We start from the raw sequence: 20,059 nt of genomic DNA on the forward strand, positions 1-20,059 counted from the left end.
TTATCTGACGCACTCAAATTGTAACATTGGTATCTTGAAGCGGGCGTCCAGTGGCCGGCCACTAGATGTTGTGGTGTTCGGCGGCGCGGCCTAGATAGGGGCGCCGTTTTCGCTCCAGCCTTCGGGATGCCCGCCAGTGACCGCCTTCACCCACGACGCATACTTCTCCAAGAGCCTCGCCGACGCCGATCCGGCGATCTTCAAGGGCATCCAGGGCGAACTGGGCCGCCAGAAGGAGCAGATCGAGCTGATCGCTTCTGAAAACATCGTCTCGCAGGCGGTGCTGGACGCGCAGGGTTCGGTGCTGACCAACAAATACGCCGAGGGCTATCCCGGCCGTCGCTATTACGGCGGTTGCGAGTTCGTGGACGTCACCGAGGACCTGGCCCGCGAACGCGCCAAGGAGCTGTTCGGCGCCGCCTTCGCCAACGTCCAGCCCCACTCGGGCGCCCAGGCCAACCAGGCCGTCTTCTTCACCCTGCTGCAGCCCGGCGACACCTTCCTGGGCATGGACCTGGCCTGCGGCGGTCACCTGACGCACGGCTCCCCGGCCAACCAGTCGGGCAAGTGGTTCCGCCCCGTGACCTACAAGGTGTCGGAAGACACCCACCTGATCGACTATGACCACGTCGCCGAAATGGCCCAGAAGGAGAAGCCCAAGCTGATCCTGGCCGGCGCCTCGGCCTATTCGCGTCACATCGACTTTGCGCGCTTCCGCGAAATCGCTGACAGCGTCGGCGCCTATCTGATGGTCGACATGGCTCACTACGCCGGTCTGATCGCCGGCGGCGTCTATCCCGACCCGATCCCGCACGCCCACGTCGTCACCACCACGACGCACAAGACCCTGCGCGGTCCGCGCGGCGGCATGATCCTGTCCAACGACGCGGACCTGGGCAAGAAGATCAACTCGGCCGTCTTCCCCGGCCTGCAGGGCGGCCCGCTGGAACATGTCATCGCCGCCAAGGCCGTGGCCTTCGGTGAAGCCCTGAAGCCCGAGTTCAAGGGCTATGCCCAACAGGTCGTCAAGAACGCCCAGGCCCTGTCGGGCGTCCTGATCGAGCGCGGCCTGGCCATCGTCTCGGGCGGCACCGACAGCCACCTGATGCTGGTCGATCTGCGTCCCAAGGGCGTGACCGGCAAGGCCACCGAGCATGAGCTCGAAAAGGCGCTGATGACCTGCAACAAGAACGGCGTGCCGTTCGACACCGCGCCCTTCACCGTCACCTCGGGCGTCCGTCTGGGCACCCCGGCCGGCACCACGCGCGGCTTCGGCGAGGAAGAGTTCAAGCAGATCGGCCACTGGATCGCCGACGTCGTCTCGTCGATGAACGGCGGCGACGAAGCCGATCCGGCCGTCGTCGCGGGCGTCGCCGCCCAGGTGCGCGAACTGACCGCGCGCTTCCCGATCTACCGCTAAGGGACCGACTGGATGAAGTGCCCCTTCTGCGGAAACGCCGACACCCAGGTCAAGGACAGCCGCCCGTCTGACGACGGCGCGGCCATCCGCCGCCGTCGGTCCTGCCCGCAGTGCAACGGGCGCTTCACCACCTTCGAGCGGGTGCAGCTGCGCGAACTGGTCATCCTGAAACGGAACGGTCGCCGCACCCCCTTCGACCGCGACAAGCTGGAACGCTCGCTGGGCATCGCCCTGCGGAAACGCCCGGTCCAGCCCGATCAGGTCGAACTGCTGGTCAGCCGCATCGTGCGCCAGCTGGAAAGCCTGGGCGAGACGGAAATCCCGTCCAGCATCGTCGGCGACTTCATCATGAAGGCGCTGAAGTCGGTCGATGAGGTCGCCTACGTCCGCTACGCCTCGGTCTACAAGGACTTCCGCCACACCGGCGACTTCGCCAAATTCCTCGGCGACGAAGGCTTCGACGAGACCAAGCCCGACGACCCTCGCTGATGCGCCCGCGCGTCACGCTGAAGCTGGCGACGTCGCTGGACGGCCGCATCGCCACGGCGTCCGGCGAAAGCCAGTGGATCACCGGACCCGAAGCGCGCCAGCAGGGGCATCGGCTGCGCGCCAGCCATGACGCCATCCTGGTCGGCGTCGAGACGGTGCTGGCCGATGATCCCGAACTGACCGTGCGTCTGCCTGACCATGCCGGGCCGCATCCGCTGCGCGTTGTCCTCGACAGCCGTCTGCGCACCCCTGCGACGGCCAAGGTCGCGACCGGGAACGCCCTGATCCTGACGACCGCCGCGCCCCATGCCATCGGCCATGCCGAGGTGATCAACGTCGCCGCCGACGACGGCCGCCCCGCCATCGCCGCCGTTCTGGACGCCCTGACCGCGCGGGGCATCGGCTCCGTCCTGATCGAAGGCGGCGGTCGCGTCGCCGCCTCCTTCATCCAGGCGGGCGCGGTGGACGCCATCGAATGGTTCCGCGCCCCGATCCTGCTGGGCGGGGAGGGCAGGCCCTGCGTCGCCTCCCTGGCGCTTGCAAAGCTGGCCGACGCCCCCAAGTTCCGTCGTCTGGGCGTTGAGCCTGTCGGAGACGACCTGTGGGAACGCTACGCGCGTTTCGACGGCTGATTTCAGACGAATTAGACTAATTAGACTCTGTTTTTTGGGTCCGAAGGGACCGGAGTATCCATGTTCACCGGCATCGTCACCGACATCGGCCGCGTCCGCAGCGTCCGCCAAACCGACCGCGACCGTCGCTATGAGGTCGAGACCGTGTGGGACACGGCAAGCATCGACCTGGGCGCCTCCATCAGCCACGCGGGCTGCTGCCTGACCGTGACGGAGAAGGGCGAGGGCTGGTTCGCCGTCGAGGTCTCGGGCGAGACCCTGTCCAAGACCAAGCTGGGCGACTGGGCCGAGAACACCCGCGTCAACCTGGAGCGCGCGGCCAGGCTGGGCGACGAACTGGGCGGCCACATCGTCTCGGGCCACGTCGATGGTCTGGGCGAGGTCGTGTCGATCACCCCCGAGGGCGGATCGCACCGCATCGTGATCGAGGCGCCGGCGCCTCTGCACCGTTTTATCGCGCCCAAGGGCTCAATCACCGTCGATGGGGTTTCCCTGACCGTGAATGGGGTGCAAGAGCGCCGCTTCGACTTGAACATCATTCCGCATACGTGGGATGCGACCACGCTCGGCGGCCTGACGGTCGGCGACAAGGTCAACCTGGAGATCGACATGCTGGCGCGCTACCTCGCGCGGTGGCAGGAGACGGCGTGATGCAGCTTGCAGTGAATCATAACGATAGCCCGATCAGCCCGATCGAGGACATTCTCGAGGACGCCCGCAACGGCCGTCCCTACATCCTGGTGGACGCCGAGGATCGCGAGAACGAGGGCGACATCATCATTCCGGCCCAGTTCGCGACGCCGGATCAGATCAACTTCATGATCAAGCACGCGCGCGGTCTGGTCTGCCTGGCCATGACGGCGGATCGCGCCAAGGCCCTGCGCCTGCCGCCGATGGCCGCTGAAAACCGTGAAAGCATGGGCACGGCCTTCACCATCTCGATCGAGGCCAAGGAGGGCGTCACCACCGGCATTTCCGCCGCCGACCGCGCCCATACGGTCCAGGTCGCCGCCGACCCGTCGCGCGGCGCCGACGACATCGTCTCGCCGGGCCACATCTTCCCCCTGGTCGCGCGCGACGGCGGGGTTCTGGTCCGCACCGGCCACACCGAAGCCGCCGTCGACATCAGCCGCATGGCGGGCCTGATCCCGGCCGGGGTGATCTGCGAGATCATCAAGGACGACGGCACCATGGCGCGGATGCCCGACCTGATCGCCTTCGCCCAGCTGCATGGCCTGAAGATCGGCACCATCGCCGACCTGATCGCCTATCGCCGCCGTACCGAACGCTTCGTCGAGCGCGTGCTGGATACGCCGTTCGAGAGCGTCCACGGGGGTCCGTTCCGCATGGTCGTCTACAAGGACACCATCGAGGGCGCCGAGCATGTGGCCCTGATCCACGGCGACATCGACCCGACCAAGCCGACCGTTGTGCGGATGCACCAGATCGACTTCGCCGCCGACCTGCTGGGCCATATTGAGGCCCGTCAGGACTATATCCCCCGCGCGCTCAAGGCGCTCAGCGCCGACAAGGAACCCGGCGTGGCCGTCTTCCTGCGCGATCCGGGCCTGCATCGCCTGTCGGAACGTCTGGTCGGCGGCGACAAGCCCGCTGCGGCGGACCGCGCCCTGAAAGCCTATGGCGTCGGCGCCCAGATCCTGCTGGATCTCGGCGTGCGCGACATGATCATCATGAGTTCGACCCGCCCCAATCCGACGGCGCTAGAAGGCTACGGCCTGCGCATCGCCGGCTGGCGCGACATGGACGGAGAAGACCAATCCTGAACGACCCCACCCGCGTCCTGATCGTCGAGGCGCGTTACTACGACGATCTGGCTGACGCCCTTCTGGAAGGGGCCAAGGACGCCCTGCGCGCGCAAGGCGTGCAGTTCGACCTAGTCACCGTGCCCGGCGCCCTGGAGGTTCCGACCGCCATCGCCCTGGCCGAAGAGGCCGGTCGCTATCCGACGGCGCCCCGCTATGACGGCTATGTGGCCCTGGGCTGCATCATCCGCGGCGAGACCTACCACTTCGAGATCGTCTCGGATCAGTCGGCCGCTGGCTTGATGCACCTGGGCCTCAAGGGCCTGGCCATCGGCAACGGCATCCTGACGACCGAGGACGAAGAGCAAACCTGGGCGCGCGCCCGGATGAGCGAAGGCGACAAGGGCGGCGGCGCCGCTCGCGCCTGCCTGGACCTGATTGCGCTGCGCAAGCGCCTGCGCGGAGGACTGGCCTCGTGACCGAGCCGACCAACACCACCCCGGCCACCGTCGCCGAAGTCATGGCTCAACTGGCTGAGGCCGAGAAAGTCCGCGCCGAGCCGCAACTGACCAGCCGTCAGCGTCGCGCCCGCACGGTCGCCCGTCTGGCCGCCGTTCAGGCCCTGTATCAGATGGAACTGGCGGGCGAGGGCGTGGACGTCGTCGTCAGGGAGTTCCGCAATCACCGTTTCGACGCCGACATCGACGGCGCGCCCTTGGCCGAGGCTGACGAGCAGTGGTTCTCCGACATCGTCCACGGCGTGGTCGAGGATCAGCGGGCCATCGACGAGGCCGTCAAGGCGCGTCTGGCCTCCAACTGGCGGATGGAACGTCTGGACGCCACGCTTCGCGCCCTGCTGCGTTGCGGCGCCTGGGAACTGAAGTCCAAGCCCGACGTGCCGCGTGAAATCGTGATCGACGAGTATGTCGAGCTGGCCAAGGCCTTCTTCGATGAAGCAGAGGCGAAGTTCGTGAACGCGGCGCTCGACGGCGTGGCGCGCGATGCCCGCGATTGATGTCGCTGGCGAATTCGAGACGATCCAGCGGCTGCTGAAGCCGCTGGCGCACCCGGAATGGGCGAGGGGGCTGGCCGACGACGTGGCCGTGCTGCCCTCGCGTCCGGGGCATGATCTGGTCCTGACCAAGGACGCCATCATCGAGGGCGTCCACTTCCTGCCTGACGACCCTCTGGATACGGTGGCGCAGAAGCTGCTGCGCGTGAACCTGTCCGATCTGGCCGCCAAGGGGGCCGAGCCCTTCGGCTACCTGCTGGCCTGCCATTGGTCCGAGCGTTGCGGCTGGCCCGAGCGCGAGGCTTTCGTCGCCGGGCTGCGGCGCGATCAGGCCATCTTCGACATCGCCCTGCTGGGCGGCGACACGGTCAAGACGCCGGGGCCGGCCAGTTTCTCCGCGACCATGATGGGCTGGGCCCCGTCGTCCTCGACCGTCAGCCGGTCGGGGGCGCGGCCCGGGGACCTGGTCTTTGTCACCGGCACGATTGGCGACGGCTGGCTGGGCCTGCAGGCCGTGCAAGGCGCCTTGTCGCTGGAGCCTGAGCGCATGGACGCGCTGGAGGCCGCCTATCGCACCCCCATGCCGCGCGTCGAGTTCGCCTCGGTCGTGCGCGGCCTGGCCACCGCCAGCGCCGACGTGTCTGACGGCTTGCTGGCCGACGTCGGCCACATCGCGGAGGCCAGCAAGGTCGGCGTCGAGCTGGATCTGGAGGTCCTGCCCCTGTCGGCGGCGGCCCAGGCCTGGCTGGACAGCCGCGTCGATCCGCAAGGCGCGCTGGAGCTTCTGGCGACCGGCGGCGACGACTACGAGGTCGTCCTGACCGTCCCGGCCGGAGCCGAGAACGCCCTGCGCCGCGAAGCAGAACGCCGGCACCTGCGCCTGACCCGCATCGGCCGTGTGATCGACGGCAAGGGCGTGATCGTGCGTCACCTCGGCCAGGCCATCACGCCCACCCGCTCAGGCTGGACCCACGACTAGGCAACGGAATCCTAACCGGGGCAGGGCAGGGTAGAGCCCATGCAACGTCGCGCCCTGATCCAGGCTGGAGCCCTTCTGACCGCCTCGGCGGTCGCCGGAACCGTGCAGGCCAGCGACAAGGCCGCGCCCGCCGCCGCCGTGGTCAATATGACGGGGGTGGGGCTGCCGATCATCACCGACGGCCGGGTGCGCAACTATGTCTTCATCGTCCTGAAGCTGCATCTGGGGCCGGGCCACACCGTCGAGGCGGTGCGGGCCAAGGAAGCCTGGCTGCGTGACGCCCTGATCAAGGCCGGGCATCGCACGCCCTTTGTCCTGCCGGACACCTGGCTGGCCCTGGACACGGCGGCGCTGAGCGCCAGCCTGATCCGCTCGGCCTCATCCCTGATCGGGCGCGGCGCGGTGACCCGCGTCGAGGTCGTCAGCCAGACCCCGCGTCGCCGCACGGGCATGCAGGGCGTCTAAAGCACAGCTTGAGAAACCGCTGTTGCTTCACGTCGAACCTTTTGCCACTGTTAAGCCGCAATTCCCGGGGGACGTGAGGTTGCGTCCGTAGGCGCACGGGGGGACCGGAAGGCGGTGAGAGGCGCAAAGCCCGCCCGCGCCAAGGATCCGTGTGCTTGTTGCACAAGGGCTTGGAAACGCCATGACGAACTATCTATGGCTGGTCATCGCGGCCGGCGCGCTGGGGGTGCTTTACGGCGCCGTCCAGACCGCCGCCCTGATGAAGGCCGGCACTGGTAACGACAGGATGCGAGAAATCGCGGCGGCGATTCAGGAAGGGGCCTCGGCCTATCTGAAGCGTCAGTACACAACGATTGGTATGGTGGGGGTCGTGATCTTGGTCGCGGCCTTTTTGCTTATCGGGCCCTGGGCTGCACTCGGGTTCCTGATCGGGGCGGTGCTGTCCGGCGCGGCCGGCTTCGCCGGGATGCTGATCTCGGTGCGGGCCAATGTGCGCACGGCCCAGGCGGCGTCTGAAAGCCTGGCCAAGGGGTTGGACCTGGCCTTCCGCTCGGGCGCCATCACCGGCATGTTCGTGGCGGGCGGCGCGCTTCTGGGCGTGTCGGGCTACTACGCCTTCATGACCCAGGGCATGGGCTTTGAGCCCACCAGCCGCACGGTCGTCGATGGCCTGGTGGCGCTCGGCTTCGGCGCCTCGCTGATCTCCATCTTCGCGCGACTGGGCGGCGGCATCTTCACCAAGGGCGCCGACGTGGGCGGCGATATGGTGGGCAAGGTCGAGGCCGGCATCCCCGAGGATGATCCCCGCAACGCGGCCACCATCGCCGACAACGTGGGCGACAATGTCGGCGACTGCGCCGGCATGGCCGCCGACCTGTTCGAGACCTATGCGGTCACGACCGTCGCCACCATGGTTCTGGCGGCCATCTTCTTCCGCAACCAGCCCTATGTCGAAGTGATGATGCTGCTGCCGCTGGCGATCTGCGGCATCTGCATCGTGACCTCGATCATCGGCTCCTTCTTCGTCCGACTGGGCAAGAGCGGCAACATCATGGGGGCCCTGTATCAGGGCCTGATCGTCACCGGCGTCCTGTCGGTCGTCGCGGTCTGGTGGGTCATCAGCCAACTGGTGCCCGGCGCGGTCGAGACGTCTGGCGGCCTCTTGATCCAGCCGATGAACCTGTTCTGGTCCGGCGTCGTCGGCCTCCTGGTCACAGCGGCCATTGTGGTGATCACCGAGTTCTACACCGGCACCGGCTTCCGTCCGGTCAAGTCGGTGGCCAACGCCTCGGTCTCGGGTCACGGCACCAATGTGATCCAGGGTCTGGCGGTCTCGCTGGAGTCCACGGCCCTGCCGGCCTTGACCATCATCGTCGGCATCGTCGCGGCCTTCCAATTGGCGGGCCTGTTCGGCATCGCCATCGCCACCACGACCATGCTGGGTGTGGCGGGGATGATTGTGGCCCTGGACGCCTTTGGTCCGGTTACTGACAACGCGGGCGGCATCGCCGAGATGGCGGGCCTGCCGCCGGAAGTGCGCGTCTCGACCGACGCCCTGGACGCCGTGGGCAACACGACCAAGGCCGTGACCAAGGGCTACGCTATCGGTTCGGCGGGTCTGGGGGCGCTGGTCCTGTTCGCCGCCTATGTAGAAGACCTGAAGCACTTCTCGGCCGAAGCGACGCCGGGCAGTTTCTTCCACGGGATGGGTGCGGTCGCCTTTGACCTGTCCAATCCCTACGTCGTCGTGGGCCTGCTGTTCGGCGGGGCCTTGCCCTTCCTGTTCGGCGGCATGTCGATGACGGCGGTGGGTCGCGCCGCCGAGGCCGTGGTGGCCGAGGTGCGCCGTCAGTTCCGTGAGAACCCGGGCATCATGACCTTCCAGACCAAGCCGGAATACGGCAAGGCCGTGGATATTCTGACCAGTGCGGCCATCCGCGAGATGATCGTGCCCAGCCTGTTGCCGGTGCTGTCGCCGATCGTCCTGTTCGTGGTGGTCCTGTTCATCCAGCCGGACAAGGCCAACGCCTTTGCGGCACTGGGGGCCATGCTGATGGGCGTGATCGTGACCGGCCTGTTCGTGGCCATCTCGATGACCTCGGGCGGCGGGGCCTGGGACAACGCCAAGAAGCTGATCGAGGAAGGCTTCACCGACAAGAACGGTGTGGTCCACGGCAAGGGCTCGGAGGCGCACAAGGCCGCCGTCACCGGTGACACTGTGGGCGATCCCTACAAGGACACCTCCGGTCCGGCGGTGAACCCGATGATCAAGATCACCAACATCGTGGCGCTGCTGCTGCTGGCGGTGTTGGCCAGCGGGAAGATCGTCTGACGAAAAAGGCCCCGAGGATCGCTCCTCGGGGCCTGATTTTTCTAACCAGGAGGCCTAGTCCGGGCGGCGCTGGCCGGGGACGTCTTCTTCGGTGCGCGGCAGCTGGCCGCGGCCGACGTTGCCCAGCAGTTGTTCCAGGATGGTCAGCTGGCGGCCGCGGGTCGGCGTCTCGCGCCGTTCCATGGTGATGTCGCGGCCATCGGCGAGGCTGAGGGTGCGAACGGCGGCGACCTTGTCGTCGGCCTTGTTGAAGGTGATTTCGGTCACCGTGCGCTGCGACACCTCAGGTTTGTTGTAGGTGTACCGCTCGGTCATCTGGGTCATGTAGTACCAGACGGTGTCGGGCTCGAACGTCGAAGTCGTCGAGGGCGAGCCGAGACGCGCCAGGACGGTTTCCTTGGTATCGGCGCCAACCTCCACGTCCTGGGGCTTGGCGTCGATCGCCTGGAAGCCCTGGGTGGCGACAACGGGCGCGCAGGCGCCAGCAGCGGCGGCCAGGGCGACGGCGGCGAAGATCGGTGTAAATCGGGGCATCAGCGTCCGCCTCAGCATAACAAGGTCTTTGACCTAACCGGCGCTGCGTCCTAGTGCAACGGCGCGGCGAAAAAGGGGCTGTTGCTCATGCTTAGAAATCTCTTCCGACAACGACCCGACGAACGTCAGGGCGACGCCCTGTATGCCCTGGCGGTCGAACAGGCCCGCCAGCCGGCCTTTTACACCGCCCTGGGCGTGGCCGACCGGATCGATGCGCGGTTCGAGCTCTATACCCTGCACGTGCTGATTCTTTTCCTGCGCTTGAAGCAGGACGGCGAGCGGGGCGAGGTTGCGGCCCAGAAGCTGTTCGACACCTATATCTCGTCGCTGGACCACACCCTGCGCGAACTAGGCGTGGGCGACGTCTCGGTCGGCAAGAAGATGCGCAAGCTGGGCGAGTCCCTCTATGGCCGCATGAGCGCCTATGAAGCCCCGCTGCGCGCCGAGGATGTCGATGCTCTGGCGGCGTCGCTGGCCAAGAACGTCTATGAAAGCACCGACGCCGACACCGGACTGGCCCTGGCGCGTTACGCCGTGGCCTCGCGCCAGAACCTGACGCCACAATCATTTGAAGCTGTGTCCAAGGCTCCGGCCTGGGCGGAGATCGCTGCATGACCGACCTGCCTCCCTTGCCCTACAGCGAACCGCTGCGCCTGCATCAGATCGGTGCGGGCCTGGAGCGCAGGCTGACGCCCGACGTCGAGGCGTGCAAGCGGATCGCTCGCGCCCTGGACCTGCAGGCGCTGAACGCCTTCGAGGCCGACATCAAGCTGGTCCCCACCGTCTCGGGGTGGCGGATGGAGGGGCGGGTCGTCGCCGACGCGGTCCAGACCTGCGGCCTGACGCTGGAGCCCTTGCCGGTTCATGTTGATCGCAAGTTCTCGGTGCAGATGGTCGAGGCGACCGAGCGCGAGCCCGACGAAGAGGGGGAAATCGACCTCGAGATGGACGACGATTCGCCCGATCAGATCGAAGACGGCCGCCTGGACCTGGGTCAGTACGCCGTCGAACAACTGGCGCTGAGCCTGGACCCGTTTCCGCGCAAGCCCGGCGCAGTCTTTGAACAGCCCAAGGAACCGGGCGAAATCTCGCCTTTCGCGGTGCTGAAGGCCCTGCAATCCAAGGACGATAACGGCGAAGGTTGACCTGACGTCGGGCTGGTAGCATCCCAAGGGTGCGACATTTGCGTCCTGCATCCCTATATGAAGCGCCGCGACAAGACGGCGACGGAGTCCATTTCCACTTGGCATCCCCAACACTGATCTCGCTTGACGCCATGGGGGGAGACCACGGTCCCTCGGTCGTGGTCGGCGGCGTGAAGGACTATCTCTCGCGGCATGACGGCGAGGGCGTGCGTTTCCTGCTGCATGGCGACGAGACGGCGATTCGCGCCGAGATGGCGCGCTGCGCCCTGACCGACGCCGTTTGCGATGTGCGCCACACCGACAAGGTCGTGGCCATGGACGAAAAGCCGGCTCAGGCCATGCGCCGGGGCAAGGGCTCCAGCCTATGGAACGCCATCGAAGCCGTGAAGACGGGCGAGGCCGGCGCTGCTGTTTCCGCGGGCAACACCGGCGCCTTGATGGCCATTTCCAAGCTGTTGCTGCGCATGGCGGCGCCGGGGCTGGAGCGCCCGGCCATCGTCGCCAGTTGGCCGACGACGCGCGGCTACACCGCGGTTCTGGACGTTGGCGCCAATATCGGCAGCGACGCCAAGCAACTGATCGAGTTCGCCATCATGGGCGAGGCCTTCCAGTCGGCGGTGCACGGCGTGGCCAAGCCCACGGTCGGCCTGCTCAACGTCGGCTCCGAGGACATGAAGGGCCACGACGAGGTGCGCGAGGCCCACGCCATCCTGCGCGAGGGCGGCATTCCGCTGAACTATCATGGCTTCGTCGAGGGCGACGATATCGCCAAGGGCACGGTGGACGTCATCGTCACCGACGGTTTCACCGGCAATATCGCCCTGAAGACGGCCGAAGGCACGGCGCGCTTTATCTCGGGCCTGCTGAAAGAGGCCCTGACCTCGGGTCCGGTCGCCAAGCTGGGCGCCCTGATCGCCATGCCGGCGCTGAAGCGCATGGCAGCCAAGATCGACCCCAACGCCATCAACGGCGGTCCTCTGCTGGGTCTGAACGGAATTGTCGTGAAAAGCCATGGCGGCGCCACGCCCCAGGGTTATGGAAACGCCATCCGCATTGCCGTTGACCTGGCGCGCAGCGACTACATGGCCAAGGTCGGGGCCAACCTGGGGCGGCTTGCCGCCCTGGAGCAGCCCGCGCCCGTCGCCGAAACCCTCGGGGAGACCCACCAGTGAGCGTCATCCGCAGCGCCGTGACCGGCGTCGGCTCCTTCCTGCCGGAAAAAATCGTCACCAACGCCGACCTGGCCAAGTTCGTCGATACGTCCGATGAGTGGATCGTCGAGCGCACCGGCATAAAACAACGCCATCAGGCCCGCGATGACGAGCCGACCAGCGACCTGGCGGTCGAGGCCGCGCGCCGCGCCCTGGCCGACGCGGGCAAGACGGCGGCGGATGTGGACCTGATCATCGTCGCCACCACCACGCCGGACCAGACCTTCCCCGCTACCGCCGCCATCGTGCAGCGCAAGCTGGGCGCGCCGGTTGGCATCGCTTTCGACGTTCAGGCCGTCTGCTCGGGCTTCGTTTACGCCATGAGCGTGGCTGACGGCTTTGTCGCGCGCGGCATGGCCAAGTGCGCCCTGGTCATCGGCGCCGAGGAAATGACCCGGTTGATGGACTGGTCCGACCGGACCACCTGCGTCCTGTTTGGCGACGGCGCCGGCGCCTTTGTGCTGGAGCCGCGTGAAGGGCAGGGGACCAAGGCTGATCAGGGCGTTCTAGGCTTTGCCCTGCGCTGTGACGGCTCCAAGGGCGACATGCTCTATGTCGACGGCGGTCCGGCTACGACCGGCACGGTCGGCCACCTCAAGATGCTGGGCAACCAGGTCTTCCGCCATGCCGTGGTCAATATCGCTGAAGCCATTGTCGGCGCGACCGAGGCGGCAGGCGTCGAGATCCCGGAGATCGACTGGTTCGTGCCGCACCAGGCCAACCAGCGCATCATTCGCGGGGTTGGCGAGCGTCTGGGGCTGGACGAAAACAAGGTCGTCTCGACCGTCGCGATGCACGCCAACACCTCTGCGGCCTCCATCCCCCTGGCCATGGATGCGGCCATCAAGGATGGGCGCATCAAGCGAGGGGACCTGGTGGTGATCGAGGCCATGGGCGGCGGTCTGACCTGGGGGGCCTGCGCCTTCCGTCTCTGATTTGCATTCAGGGCTTTGATTCGGGCCGACTTTGCCCTTCTATGCGTGCGGATTGATAGCGGAGAGACGCAGTGACGGGACAAGACACCCTGACCCGGGCGGATTTGTGCGAGGCGGTGCATGAAGAGGTGGGCCTATCCCGCCAGGAATGCTCTGGCCTGGTCGAGCGCACGCTCGAACTGGTCGTCGAATCGCTTGAGCGCGGCGAGACGGTGAAGCTATCCGGCTTCGGCGTCTTCCAGGTGCGCGAGAAGCGCGCGCGTATGGGACGTAACCCCAAGACGGGCGAACCGGCGGCGATCAATCCGCGCCGGGTCATCAGTTTCCGCGCTTCGCAGATCATGAAGAGCCGGGTCCACGACGCGGTCGTCGAGGACTAGTCTGACGTGGCCAAAAGCCCGAACGCCTTTCGCACTATTTCCGAAGCCGCTGACGAAGTCGGCGCGCCCCAGCACGTCTTGCGCTTCTGGGAGACGAAGTTCGACTTCATCGCCCCGGTGAAACGCGCGGGCGGCCGCCGCTTCTATCGGCCCGAGGACGTCACCGTCCTGAAAGGCGTGCGGCGGCTGCTGCATGATGAGGGGCTGACCATTCGGGGCGTCCAGCGCCTGCACAAGGAGCAGGGCCTGGCCCGTCTGGCCGCCTATGGCGATCCGGCGACGGCGCTGGAGATCGACGCCGACGTGGAGCGCGAACCGACGACTTCCGTGACTGCTGCGCCGTTTGAAGCCGCGCGTCTGGGTGCGATTTTGGCCGACCTGGAGTCGGCGAAGGCGCGTCTGGACGCCGTTCTGCGCCGCTGAGGCGAACTTGTTGTTCAAAGAGCATTTTAGCGTTTGCGGACTGCGGAATCGCCGTCTATACGGAGCGCCTTCGGAGCGTGGCGCAGCCTGGTAGCGCACTTGACTGGGGGTCAAGGGGTCGCAGGTTCGAATCCTGTCGCTCCGACCATCTAACCTTTTGGTTTTATGGCGGATTTTAGGGGTCGCTTTCGGGCGGCCCCTTTCCAATTCTGCGCTGGGGCACATATGGGGAGCAGGATGATTTTGGCGCCCTGATTCGTTCGCCTACCCCGTGCATTCCGTGTCAGACCGTTGCAGGGCTTTTCAGGGCGTCTGACCCCAAGCGCCGTAGCTGGGCGGGCTGCCATGGGGATGCCCGGTCAACACGACACACCGACGGCTCCCTGCTCTGCGGGCGAGGGCCGCTGCGGGCCTGGGGGACGGCCGCGGCGACGATGGGAGCGCCGGACGACGCTAGACAGCCCCTAACGACCCGCTGCGCTTGGCGCGGAGTGAGGGCCATGTCGTCCATGCTGCGCCTGACCGGCGGCTCAGCGGCGAAGTGGAGGCTGAAGACCACGCGCCCGCGCTCGCAGTCTCGACTTCGGTTTTGCGTCCGGTGTAGTCTTTCGGCGTCGCCGCCCACACGGCCTGCCAGACCCGTGGGTATCGGGACCAGCAGCACGCCGATGGTGCGGGCTTGCGTCTGGGCAGCCTCCGAACGCTCGTCATGGTCCGGGTTCGACGTCCAGGAAAAGGGGTTACGCCATCTCCAAGACTGATTTCGTATCAGACGCCTTAGCGGTCTCGGACAAAACCGCGCGACCGCAGCGCAGGACCCAGGCCGCACGCAGCGCAACGACACGCCGCGTACTGCTCCAAGCGGCGGTCCAATGCCTGTTCGAGCATGGCTATGCTGCGACGACGACGATGTTGGTTGCGAAGACGGCGGGCGTCAGTCGGGGTGCGATGCTCCATCAGTTTCCCACGAAACATGATCTCATGGCTTACGTCGTCGAGGCCGTTTTCGAGGACGAACTGGACCTTTACGCCGACCTCCTGAAAGGGACGGAAGGGCCCGCCGAGCGCCTGATCGCTTACCCCGAAGCCGCCTGGAAGGTCCTAAGCCAGCCCTCCGCGGTCGCCGTACAGGAAATCCTGCAGGGGTCCCGGGGCGATGCGGTTCTTGTCGAGCGGCTGAAGACCATCCAGGCCAATGTGGAGGCAGCGGCGCGCGAAAGGCTAAAATCGGAATTTCCGGGCGGGATCGCGAGCGATTTGTTTCGACTGATCGTCAGCGCCGCCCGTGGTTTGGCGATCAGTCAGGTGCTGAACGAGGGCGTCGATGTCAGCGGCGCCATTCGAATGCTGCAAGCCCTAATTCGGGCGGGGATCGACGCTGAAGCCTTCTCCGGCAGCGCAAACCTCAAGATTTCTGGCCCCGCTCCGCAAACGAAACAGCCGAGCTGATGTGACCAAAGGCTGGTGACGAGGAGCGCTCAGGAGGGCAGGGCGCTCCCACCTCGAGGCGCATCGACGGGCGCCGGGGTCGCGCGACGGCGGCCGATGTTCCGATAGCGGCAGCGACCTGTTCGACCATTCAGGTTGCGGAAATCCTCGACGTCCGTCCATCAGTCGAGCGAGCAAGAGTATAGAAATCGTTGTCTATCAACGTGCGGCGGGGCATATGGGGGCTCCCGGCGCCGGTGCGCCGCGCTGGAGGACGATCATGGTCACTGCTCGAAAGCGTCGAGGGTTCGTCACGATCCTCAAGTGGACGGCGATCACACTGCTGGGCCTGGTGGTCGTTCTCAGCGCCACGGCGTTCTTCGTGGCGACGAGCCAAACCGGCATGGTGCGGGTCATTCAGCTCCTCGTGAACAAGGGGGAACCGGTTAACAGCTTCGCGCCCCGGGGGCCGCAGGCGGTGAAGCGCCTGACTTCCGGACAAAGGGTGCGGACCAATATTCGCTATGGCGAGAGCTTGCCCAACAGCTTCGCCGACATTTGGTACCCGGCCGGTGACGGCCGAGCGTCGCATCCGACGATCTTCTATCTCCACGGTGGCGGATGGGCTTTCGGGGACAAGGACTCCGGAGATCCTATCGCCGCATCCGGACAGGCGTCTGGCAGCATGCTGGCCCGGGTCACGGGTGAAGGCTTTAACGTGGTCAATCTCGACTACGTTCAGTCGCCTGAGTACCACTTTCCGACGCCTGCGAAACAGTTGAACGAGGCCATCGCCTACTTCACCGCTCATGCGGCGGACTATGGTTTGGACATGGACAACGTCATCGTCATGGGCGGCAGCGGGGGCGCACACATCACCGCGCAGTATGGATTGATTGTCACCAATCCGTCCTACGCTGCGGAGATCGGCGTGACCCCGGCCCTAACGCCAGAGCGGCTCAAGGCGCTCGGCGTCATCGTCGCGCCTTTGCGGTTCTCGGACCTCCCCTGGAATCCGAGCTTCATGATGTGGTCCTATCTGGGAACCAAGGATGTGAACGGCCCGCTGGCTCGGCAAGCCGACATCCTGGCTCATCTGGGCGCCGACTATCCGGCCACCTACCTCACCGATGGAAACGGCGACGACACCTTTCCGGCCCACGCCCAGGAAATGGCGCGGCGTCTGACCGACCTGGGCGTCGATCACGACTTCTACTTCGTTGGACGCGACGTGGCGCTGCTCGGACACGGCTACACTGATGATATGAGCACGCCTTACGCCCGCGAGAATTTCACCCGGATGATCGCCTTCTATCGCAGCCATACAGGCGGGACGACGCCGGCAGACCAGCCTCAGCGACGGCCGCCATCTTCGCCCGCCGACTGACGCCACAGTCCTGAGGCGACGCGAGCGGGCGCAGGGGGCATTAGTGAAAGGGCTTGGAAGAGGCTATCGCGGCGCGCTGAAGTCCGTTTCGATCCGCGAACGTCCGGCCGTCGCAGCCAGCACTAAGGGCTGTGACGCGAGCCGGTGATCAGCCCTGATCGCTGGGAGGCGTGGTGTTCGCCGGCGGCGCCGAGGTGTCGCGGGATCGGAGGGCGCATGCCTTCGCAGTGCACGCCCCGGTCACAATCAGAGGATCAATGACCTGACGTCACAACCACGCTGTTTGACGCCTGTATGGCTTCGCGGGCGAGTTGCTCCGCCGGACCAGCCAGCCAGTGGTCGTACGCAAGTCGAGCCGTCGCCAGAATGAGCAGCATGACCACGAGGGCCATCAATCCGCCCACGATGGTCGGAAGGCCGCTGAGAGGCGCATTCCGGTCGCTATGGCCATGGGAAGTGTAGTCAACGGGCGCGTGCGCCATGATTTATTCCTCCGTTTCCGTCTCCGCGGAATGAAGGAAGCCTATCATTGAAAACGTTGTCTTCAACCCCTCTTCGAAAACACGCCTAGGCCCGCCAATCGGCGAGCCGCCTGTCGCCCCTGTCGTCAGCCATGCGGCTGGCGGATTCGATCAATGAGGATTTGGCCTGCGCGCCAGTCGCGGTCTGTACGGCCGCCGAGGCGCGCAAATCTCCGCCCTAGCTGCGGGAGCGCGGCTTGATGACGGTTGCGCCAGGCACCAGTTCGCACGGCAGCACGATCCCGACGTCAGGCTTCCCGTCGAGGCGGGCGACGGCCGCGTCGATACACGCCGCGCCGACGTCTCCGACCGGCTGACGTATGGTCGTCAGGTCCGGCCAGGCGCCGACGATGGCGTCGATATTGTCGAAGCCGGCAATGGAAAGATCTTCGGGCACCTTGAGGCCGCGCGCTTCTGCGGCTCTCCGGACACCGAAGGCCATCATGTCGTTCGCGGCGAAGATCGCAGTCGGCGGCTTGGCGAGGGCGAGAAGCGACGCTCCGGCGCGTTCACCGGATCTCACCGTGTAGCTGCCCGGCGCGATCAAGGTTTCCTCGGCCGCCACGCCAGCCTCCTCCAACGCCCGCAGATAGCCGCGGCGGCGTGCCTTTGCGGAACCCGCTTCGGGGCCCTCGACAAAGCCTATGCGCGTGTGGCCGTGCGAAAGGATGTACCGGGTCAGCTCATAGGCTGCGCCCTCGTCGTCGATCGTGACATAGGGCGTGCGACCGAAATCGGCCGCAGGTCCGTATCGGACGAGAGGCTTTCCGGATTGCTGGACGACAGCCAGGACGGAAGGATCATCACACAGCGGCGGAGCCAGGATGATCGCATCCGTTTCGAGGCCCCTCAGCACGCTCACCATTTCGGAAGCGGCGTTCGAGCCCGCATCAACCATCTCGATCGCCAGACTGTAGCCGAGCGCCTGGCATCTGGCGATCATGCCCGCTTCCAGGGCCATGACGAAGCCGTCGTTGTCTCGCGTCGCATCCGTCATCGTGAAAACGATGAAGGAGATCAGGTTCGAGCGACCCCCTCCCATCCGCCGCGCGGCGAGGTTCGGTCTATAGCCCAAGGTGCTGATCGCCTGATCGACCTTCGCCTTGAGCGATGCGCCGACGGCCTCGCCGTTCGTGACCCGGGAAACCGTCTTGAATGAGACACCGGCTGCTAGAGCAACGTCCTTTATGGTAGGACGACGACGAGGCGCATGCGATGGATCTGGCATTGTGTGACGCTAGACCAAGTTCCGACTTTCCGCCAGATTGCTCCAGGTCCCCGCCCATGGTCGGCATGGAGCGGATGGTGCGGTGTCGCCGGGCTTCTGTGTGTTTGTGAGGTAATCTTTGGCTCGACCGACGATCAAGGACGTCGCTGCGCTCGCAGGGGTTTCCGCGCCGACCGCCTCGCGGGCGATCAACGGCATACGAGTCAACGCGGATGCCGCCCGCAGGGTCGAGCACGCTGTCGAGGCGCTCGGATTTCAGCGAAATGCATTCGCTAGGGGGCTTCTCCTCGATCGGTCATCCATCATCGCCATGGTGATGGGAGAGACGGGGTCGGACGTGTCTGGTGAATTCCAGAGACACGCTGTGGAGGCGTGCCGGAGGCGATCCTACCATCTGATCGCCGACCAGGTCTTGAAGACCTCGTCCGCACAGAGGCTGGTCGATGCCCTGGTGAACCGCCTTCGCCCCGACGGCCTGATCCTATGGAGTCCTGCGGCTGACGATCTTCACCTGATCGCATCGCTTATCGAGGCCAAGGTGCCCTACGTGCGCATACTGGGCGACCCGCGGAAGGGAGCGACCATCGGCGTCGATGCGTCCGCCGCGGCCGACGCCGCTTTCGAGATCGCACGCGGGTCGCAAGCGAAGCGGATTATCTATGCGCGCGGCGGGGAGCCTGCCTGGGCCAGCGCCGCGCGAAGCCGGTCGCTGTCTTCGGTCGTGAAGCGATCTGGCGCCGCGGTGGTGCTTGAGACCATCTCCGCTCAGGACTTCGAGGCGGGCCTCAGCTTGGGCGCGGCAGAGGCCGCGCCGGATCGCACCGCCTTTATCTGCGATTCGAGCGGAGCCGCTCTCGGCGTGAACGAGGCCTTGAGGCGGAGAGGGGTGGAAGCCTCGGCCATCATCTGCTTCCAGGATACCGCCGCCCTGCGCCTGACGAGCGGCCACATCCGCCGACAGGTGCTTCCGGTGCGAGAGATGGCTGAGGCCGCGATCTCCCAGATCGTGGGCGGCGATCGTCCGCCGACCCCGCAAAGCTTCGCATCGCGGTTCCTCTGATAGCCGCTTGCGCCGCCGGGACCTCCGTCAACGGCCTTGGCCCGGCGGGCTCCGCCTGAATCTCCTCCGTGCAGCTCGCCGACGGCAAGGCCGCTCGCGCTCGTCATGCGGGCGCTGGTGCTCTTTGGGCCGAACACTGTCTCCCCAGGCAATTCTCAAGGCCTCCAGGCGGTGTTCGGCGGGCTCGTGGATCAGAGCCTTATGGCGCCCTTGGTGACCGATAGCGCGCCGCTGCGCTCGTCTCGATTGCAAACGGTCGCGGCGGGCTGAGCCATCAGCCTCGCCAGTCGCTCTCGCAGCAAGGCCGGTCCACGCCCGAACGCGGCCTTGATCGGTGCGTTTGGCAATCGTTGTCTCGAGTTGTGGTCGGAGTTCTTTCCCGGGAACCTGCGACAATAGGCCGATATAGAGTCTGATCACGCCGAACTGGACATGAAGAGGAAAACGTTGTCTTACGGCTTCAAGCCAGCAGTGACTGGCAGGGGGAATGGGAAGACCGACGCCGCCCGGGACGTCCGGACAGTCGGGGCTGACTCCCATTGGAGGATAGGACGATCAGCATGGCGCAATATCCGATCGGACGCCCAGCGGCTGTGGCGCGCGCGGGCGCGACGGTATCGGCGACTGTCCTCGCTCCAGCCCTCGCCGCTGCGACCACGGCCAGTCTCTGGAAGTCGTCGGGTCCCGTCTCGTGTCTTCCCGGCGCGGCCCAACA

Annotated in this window: 22 protein-coding genes, 1 tRNA gene and 1 pseudogene; 21 read left to right on the plus strand and 3 right to left on the minus strand. The window is 66.1% G+C overall.

The genetic code is table 11. The features are described from left to right. The first annotated feature begins 136 nt into the window (after positions 1-136). The 10 genes from glyA to CQ039_RS01510 all read left to right on the plus strand — a co-directional run bounded on the left by glyA (position 137) and on the right by CQ039_RS01510 (position 9,092). Positions 137-1,420 (plus strand): serine hydroxymethyltransferase, encoded by a 1,284-nt coding sequence (glyA, locus tag CQ039_RS01465; protein ID WP_105562109.1) that lies wholly within the window; start codon positions 137-139, stop codon positions 1,418-1,420. A 12-nt stretch (positions 1,421-1,432) separates the two neighbouring features. Then, positions 1,433-1,909, plus strand: coding sequence for a transcriptional regulator NrdR (gene nrdR, locus CQ039_RS01470; protein ID WP_105562110.1), 477 nt, complete (start codon positions 1,433-1,435; stop codon positions 1,907-1,909). Next, a complete protein-coding gene (ribD, locus tag CQ039_RS01475; RefSeq protein WP_105562111.1) occupies positions 1,909-2,541 on the plus strand; it encodes a bifunctional diaminohydroxyphosphoribosylaminopyrimidine deaminase/5-amino-6-(5-phosphoribosylamino)uracil reductase RibD in 633 nt (210 codons plus the stop codon). Before nrdR ends, ribD begins: the two co-directional genes overlap by 1 nt. Before the next feature lie 60 nt (positions 2,542-2,601). Further along, positions 2,602-3,192: a riboflavin synthase gene (locus tag CQ039_RS01480; RefSeq protein ID WP_105562112.1), complete on the plus strand. Its 591-nt coding sequence runs from the start codon at positions 2,602-2,604 to the stop codon at positions 3,190-3,192. Then, the gene (ribB, locus tag CQ039_RS01485; protein WP_199183534.1) at positions 3,192-4,325 is read left to right on the plus strand and encodes a 3,4-dihydroxy-2-butanone-4-phosphate synthase; all 1,134 of its coding nucleotides are present in this window, start codon (positions 3,192-3,194) and stop codon (positions 4,323-4,325) included. The genes CQ039_RS01480 and ribB overlap by 1 nt, the downstream gene beginning before the upstream one ends. Then, positions 4,319-4,783: a 6,7-dimethyl-8-ribityllumazine synthase gene (gene ribH, locus CQ039_RS01490; protein ID WP_369831537.1), complete on the plus strand. Its 465-nt coding sequence runs from the start codon at positions 4,319-4,321 to the stop codon at positions 4,781-4,783. The genes ribB and ribH overlap by 7 nt, the downstream gene beginning before the upstream one ends. 41 nt (positions 4,784-4,824) lie before the next feature. Continuing rightward, complete coding sequence (gene nusB / locus CQ039_RS01495; RefSeq protein WP_105562194.1) at positions 4,825-5,319, plus strand: transcription antitermination factor NusB; 495 nt, start codon at positions 4,825-4,827, stop codon at positions 5,317-5,319. Next, positions 5,306-6,295, plus strand: coding sequence for a thiamine-phosphate kinase (gene thiL, locus CQ039_RS01500; RefSeq protein WP_105562115.1), 990 nt, complete (start codon positions 5,306-5,308; stop codon positions 6,293-6,295). Before nusB ends, thiL begins: the two co-directional genes overlap by 14 nt. Positions 6,296-6,334: 39 nt before the next feature. Further along, positions 6,335-6,760: a hypothetical protein gene (locus CQ039_RS01505; RefSeq protein ID WP_105562116.1), complete on the plus strand. Its 426-nt coding sequence runs from the start codon at positions 6,335-6,337 to the stop codon at positions 6,758-6,760. A 181-nt stretch (positions 6,761-6,941) separates the two neighbouring features. Continuing rightward, the gene (locus CQ039_RS01510; RefSeq protein WP_105562117.1) at positions 6,942-9,092 is read left to right on the plus strand and encodes a sodium-translocating pyrophosphatase; all 2,151 of its coding nucleotides are present in this window, start codon (positions 6,942-6,944) and stop codon (positions 9,090-9,092) included. 54 nt (positions 9,093-9,146) lie between these two features. Here CQ039_RS01510 and CQ039_RS01515 read toward each other — a convergent pair whose 3' ends face one another. Beyond that, positions 9,147-9,626 carry an outer membrane protein assembly factor BamE gene (locus tag CQ039_RS01515; RefSeq protein ID WP_105562195.1) on the minus strand — a complete coding sequence of 160 codons (480 nt, stop codon included), beginning with the start codon at positions 9,624-9,626 and terminating at the stop codon, positions 9,147-9,149. 87 nt (positions 9,627-9,713) lie between these two features. On the opposite strand from CQ039_RS01515, the gene CQ039_RS01520 reads away from it, so the two are divergent. The 10 genes and pseudogenes from CQ039_RS01520 to CQ039_RS01560 all read left to right on the plus strand — a co-directional run bounded on the left by CQ039_RS01520 (position 9,714) and on the right by CQ039_RS01560 (position 16,535). Then, complete coding sequence (locus CQ039_RS01520; RefSeq protein WP_105562118.1) at positions 9,714-10,241, plus strand: ubiquinol-cytochrome C chaperone family protein; 528 nt, start codon at positions 9,714-9,716, stop codon at positions 10,239-10,241. Continuing rightward, the gene (locus CQ039_RS01525) at positions 10,238-10,771 is read left to right on the plus strand and encodes a DUF177 domain-containing protein (RefSeq protein WP_105562119.1); all 534 of its coding nucleotides are present in this window, start codon (positions 10,238-10,240) and stop codon (positions 10,769-10,771) included. The genes CQ039_RS01520 and CQ039_RS01525 overlap by 4 nt, the downstream gene beginning before the upstream one ends. Before the next feature lie 98 nt (positions 10,772-10,869). Beyond that, entirely contained in the window at positions 10,870-11,943 is a 1,074-nt protein-coding gene (gene plsX, locus CQ039_RS01530) for a phosphate acyltransferase PlsX (RefSeq protein WP_105562120.1), read from the plus strand. Beyond that, positions 11,940-12,917: a beta-ketoacyl-ACP synthase III gene (locus CQ039_RS01535; RefSeq protein WP_105562121.1), complete on the plus strand. Its 978-nt coding sequence runs from the start codon at positions 11,940-11,942 to the stop codon at positions 12,915-12,917. The genes plsX and CQ039_RS01535 overlap by 4 nt, the downstream gene beginning before the upstream one ends. A 71-nt stretch (positions 12,918-12,988) precedes the next feature. Then, entirely contained in the window at positions 12,989-13,297 is a 309-nt protein-coding gene (locus tag CQ039_RS01540) for an integration host factor subunit alpha (RefSeq protein WP_105562122.1), read from the plus strand. A gap of 6 nt (positions 13,298-13,303) precedes the next feature. Beyond that, a complete protein-coding gene (locus CQ039_RS01545; RefSeq protein ID WP_105562123.1) occupies positions 13,304-13,720 on the plus strand; it encodes a MerR family transcriptional regulator in 417 nt (138 codons plus the stop codon). 71 nt (positions 13,721-13,791) lie between these two features. Beyond that, a tRNA-Pro gene (locus CQ039_RS01550) sits at positions 13,792-13,868 on the plus strand. A 704-nt stretch (positions 13,869-14,572) separates the two neighbouring features. Beyond that, positions 14,573-14,698: pseudogene (locus tag CQ039_RS16940) on the plus strand (helix-turn-helix domain-containing protein); the annotation flags it as partial. A gap of 3 nt (positions 14,699-14,701) precedes the next feature. Beyond that, positions 14,702-15,169 (plus strand): hypothetical protein, encoded by a 468-nt coding sequence (locus CQ039_RS16750; protein WP_233190103.1) that lies wholly within the window; start codon positions 14,702-14,704, stop codon positions 15,167-15,169. Between the two features lie 259 nt (positions 15,170-15,428). Then, a complete protein-coding gene (locus tag CQ039_RS01560; RefSeq protein ID WP_158255969.1) occupies positions 15,429-16,535 on the plus strand; it encodes an alpha/beta hydrolase in 1,107 nt (368 codons plus the stop codon). 254 nt (positions 16,536-16,789) lie between these two features. On the opposite strand, the gene CQ039_RS01565 is transcribed toward CQ039_RS01560, so the two are convergent. After that, positions 16,790-17,017, minus strand: coding sequence for a hypothetical protein (locus CQ039_RS01565; protein WP_105562126.1), 228 nt, complete (start codon positions 17,015-17,017; stop codon positions 16,790-16,792). A gap of 217 nt (positions 17,018-17,234) precedes the next feature. Further along, positions 17,235-18,284, minus strand: coding sequence for a LacI family DNA-binding transcriptional regulator (locus tag CQ039_RS01570; protein ID WP_105562127.1), 1,050 nt, complete (start codon positions 18,282-18,284; stop codon positions 17,235-17,237). A gap of 118 nt (positions 18,285-18,402) precedes the next feature. Between CQ039_RS01570 and CQ039_RS01575 the strand changes: the two genes are divergently transcribed. Further along, positions 18,403-19,344, plus strand: coding sequence for a LacI family DNA-binding transcriptional regulator (locus tag CQ039_RS01575; RefSeq protein ID WP_105562128.1), 942 nt, complete (start codon positions 18,403-18,405; stop codon positions 19,342-19,344). Positions 19,345-20,059: the final 715 nt, after the last annotated feature.

Origin of the sequence: Brevundimonas sp. MYb52 (assembly GCF_002979535.1) — a bacterium.
GTDB lineage: Bacteria > Pseudomonadota > Alphaproteobacteria > Caulobacterales > Caulobacteraceae > Brevundimonas.

Bases quoted from the DNA above. Each gene is read 5' to 3' on its own strand.
- nrdR (WP_105562110.1), top strand. From the start codon at position 1,433: ATGAAGTGCCCCTTCTGCGGAAACGCCGACACCCAGGTCAAGGACAGC.
- ribD (WP_105562111.1), top strand. From the start codon at position 1,909: ATGCGCCCGCGCGTCACGCTGAAGCTGGCGACGTCGCTGGACGGCCGC.
- CQ039_RS01480 (WP_105562112.1), top strand. From the start codon at position 2,602: ATGTTCACCGGCATCGTCACCGACATCGGCCGCGTCCGCAGCGTCCGC.
- ribB (WP_199183534.1), top strand. From the start codon at position 3,192: ATGCAGCTTGCAGTGAATCATAACGATAGCCCGATCAGCCCGATCGAG.
- nusB (WP_105562194.1), top strand. From the start codon at position 4,825: ATGGCTCAACTGGCTGAGGCCGAGAAAGTCCGCGCCGAGCCGCAACTG.
- thiL (WP_105562115.1), top strand. From the start codon at position 5,306: ATGCCCGCGATTGATGTCGCTGGCGAATTCGAGACGATCCAGCGGCTG.
- CQ039_RS01505 (WP_105562116.1), top strand. From the start codon at position 6,335: ATGCAACGTCGCGCCCTGATCCAGGCTGGAGCCCTTCTGACCGCCTCG.
- CQ039_RS01510 (WP_105562117.1), top strand. From the start codon at position 6,942: ATGACGAACTATCTATGGCTGGTCATCGCGGCCGGCGCGCTGGGGGTG.
- CQ039_RS01515 (WP_105562195.1), bottom strand. From the start codon at position 9,626: ATGCCCCGATTTACACCGATCTTCGCCGCCGTCGCCCTGGCCGCCGCT.
- CQ039_RS01520 (WP_105562118.1), top strand. From the start codon at position 9,714: ATGCTTAGAAATCTCTTCCGACAACGACCCGACGAACGTCAGGGCGAC.
- CQ039_RS01525 (WP_105562119.1), top strand. From the start codon at position 10,238: ATGACCGACCTGCCTCCCTTGCCCTACAGCGAACCGCTGCGCCTGCAT.
- CQ039_RS16750 (WP_233190103.1), top strand. From the start codon at position 14,702: ATGGCTTACGTCGTCGAGGCCGTTTTCGAGGACGAACTGGACCTTTAC.
- CQ039_RS01560 (WP_158255969.1), top strand. From the start codon at position 15,429: ATGGTCACTGCTCGAAAGCGTCGAGGGTTCGTCACGATCCTCAAGTGG.
- CQ039_RS01565 (WP_105562126.1), bottom strand. From the start codon at position 17,017: ATGGCGCACGCGCCCGTTGACTACACTTCCCATGGCCATAGCGACCGG.
- CQ039_RS01570 (WP_105562127.1), bottom strand. From the start codon at position 18,284: ATGCCAGATCCATCGCATGCGCCTCGTCGTCGTCCTACCATAAAGGAC.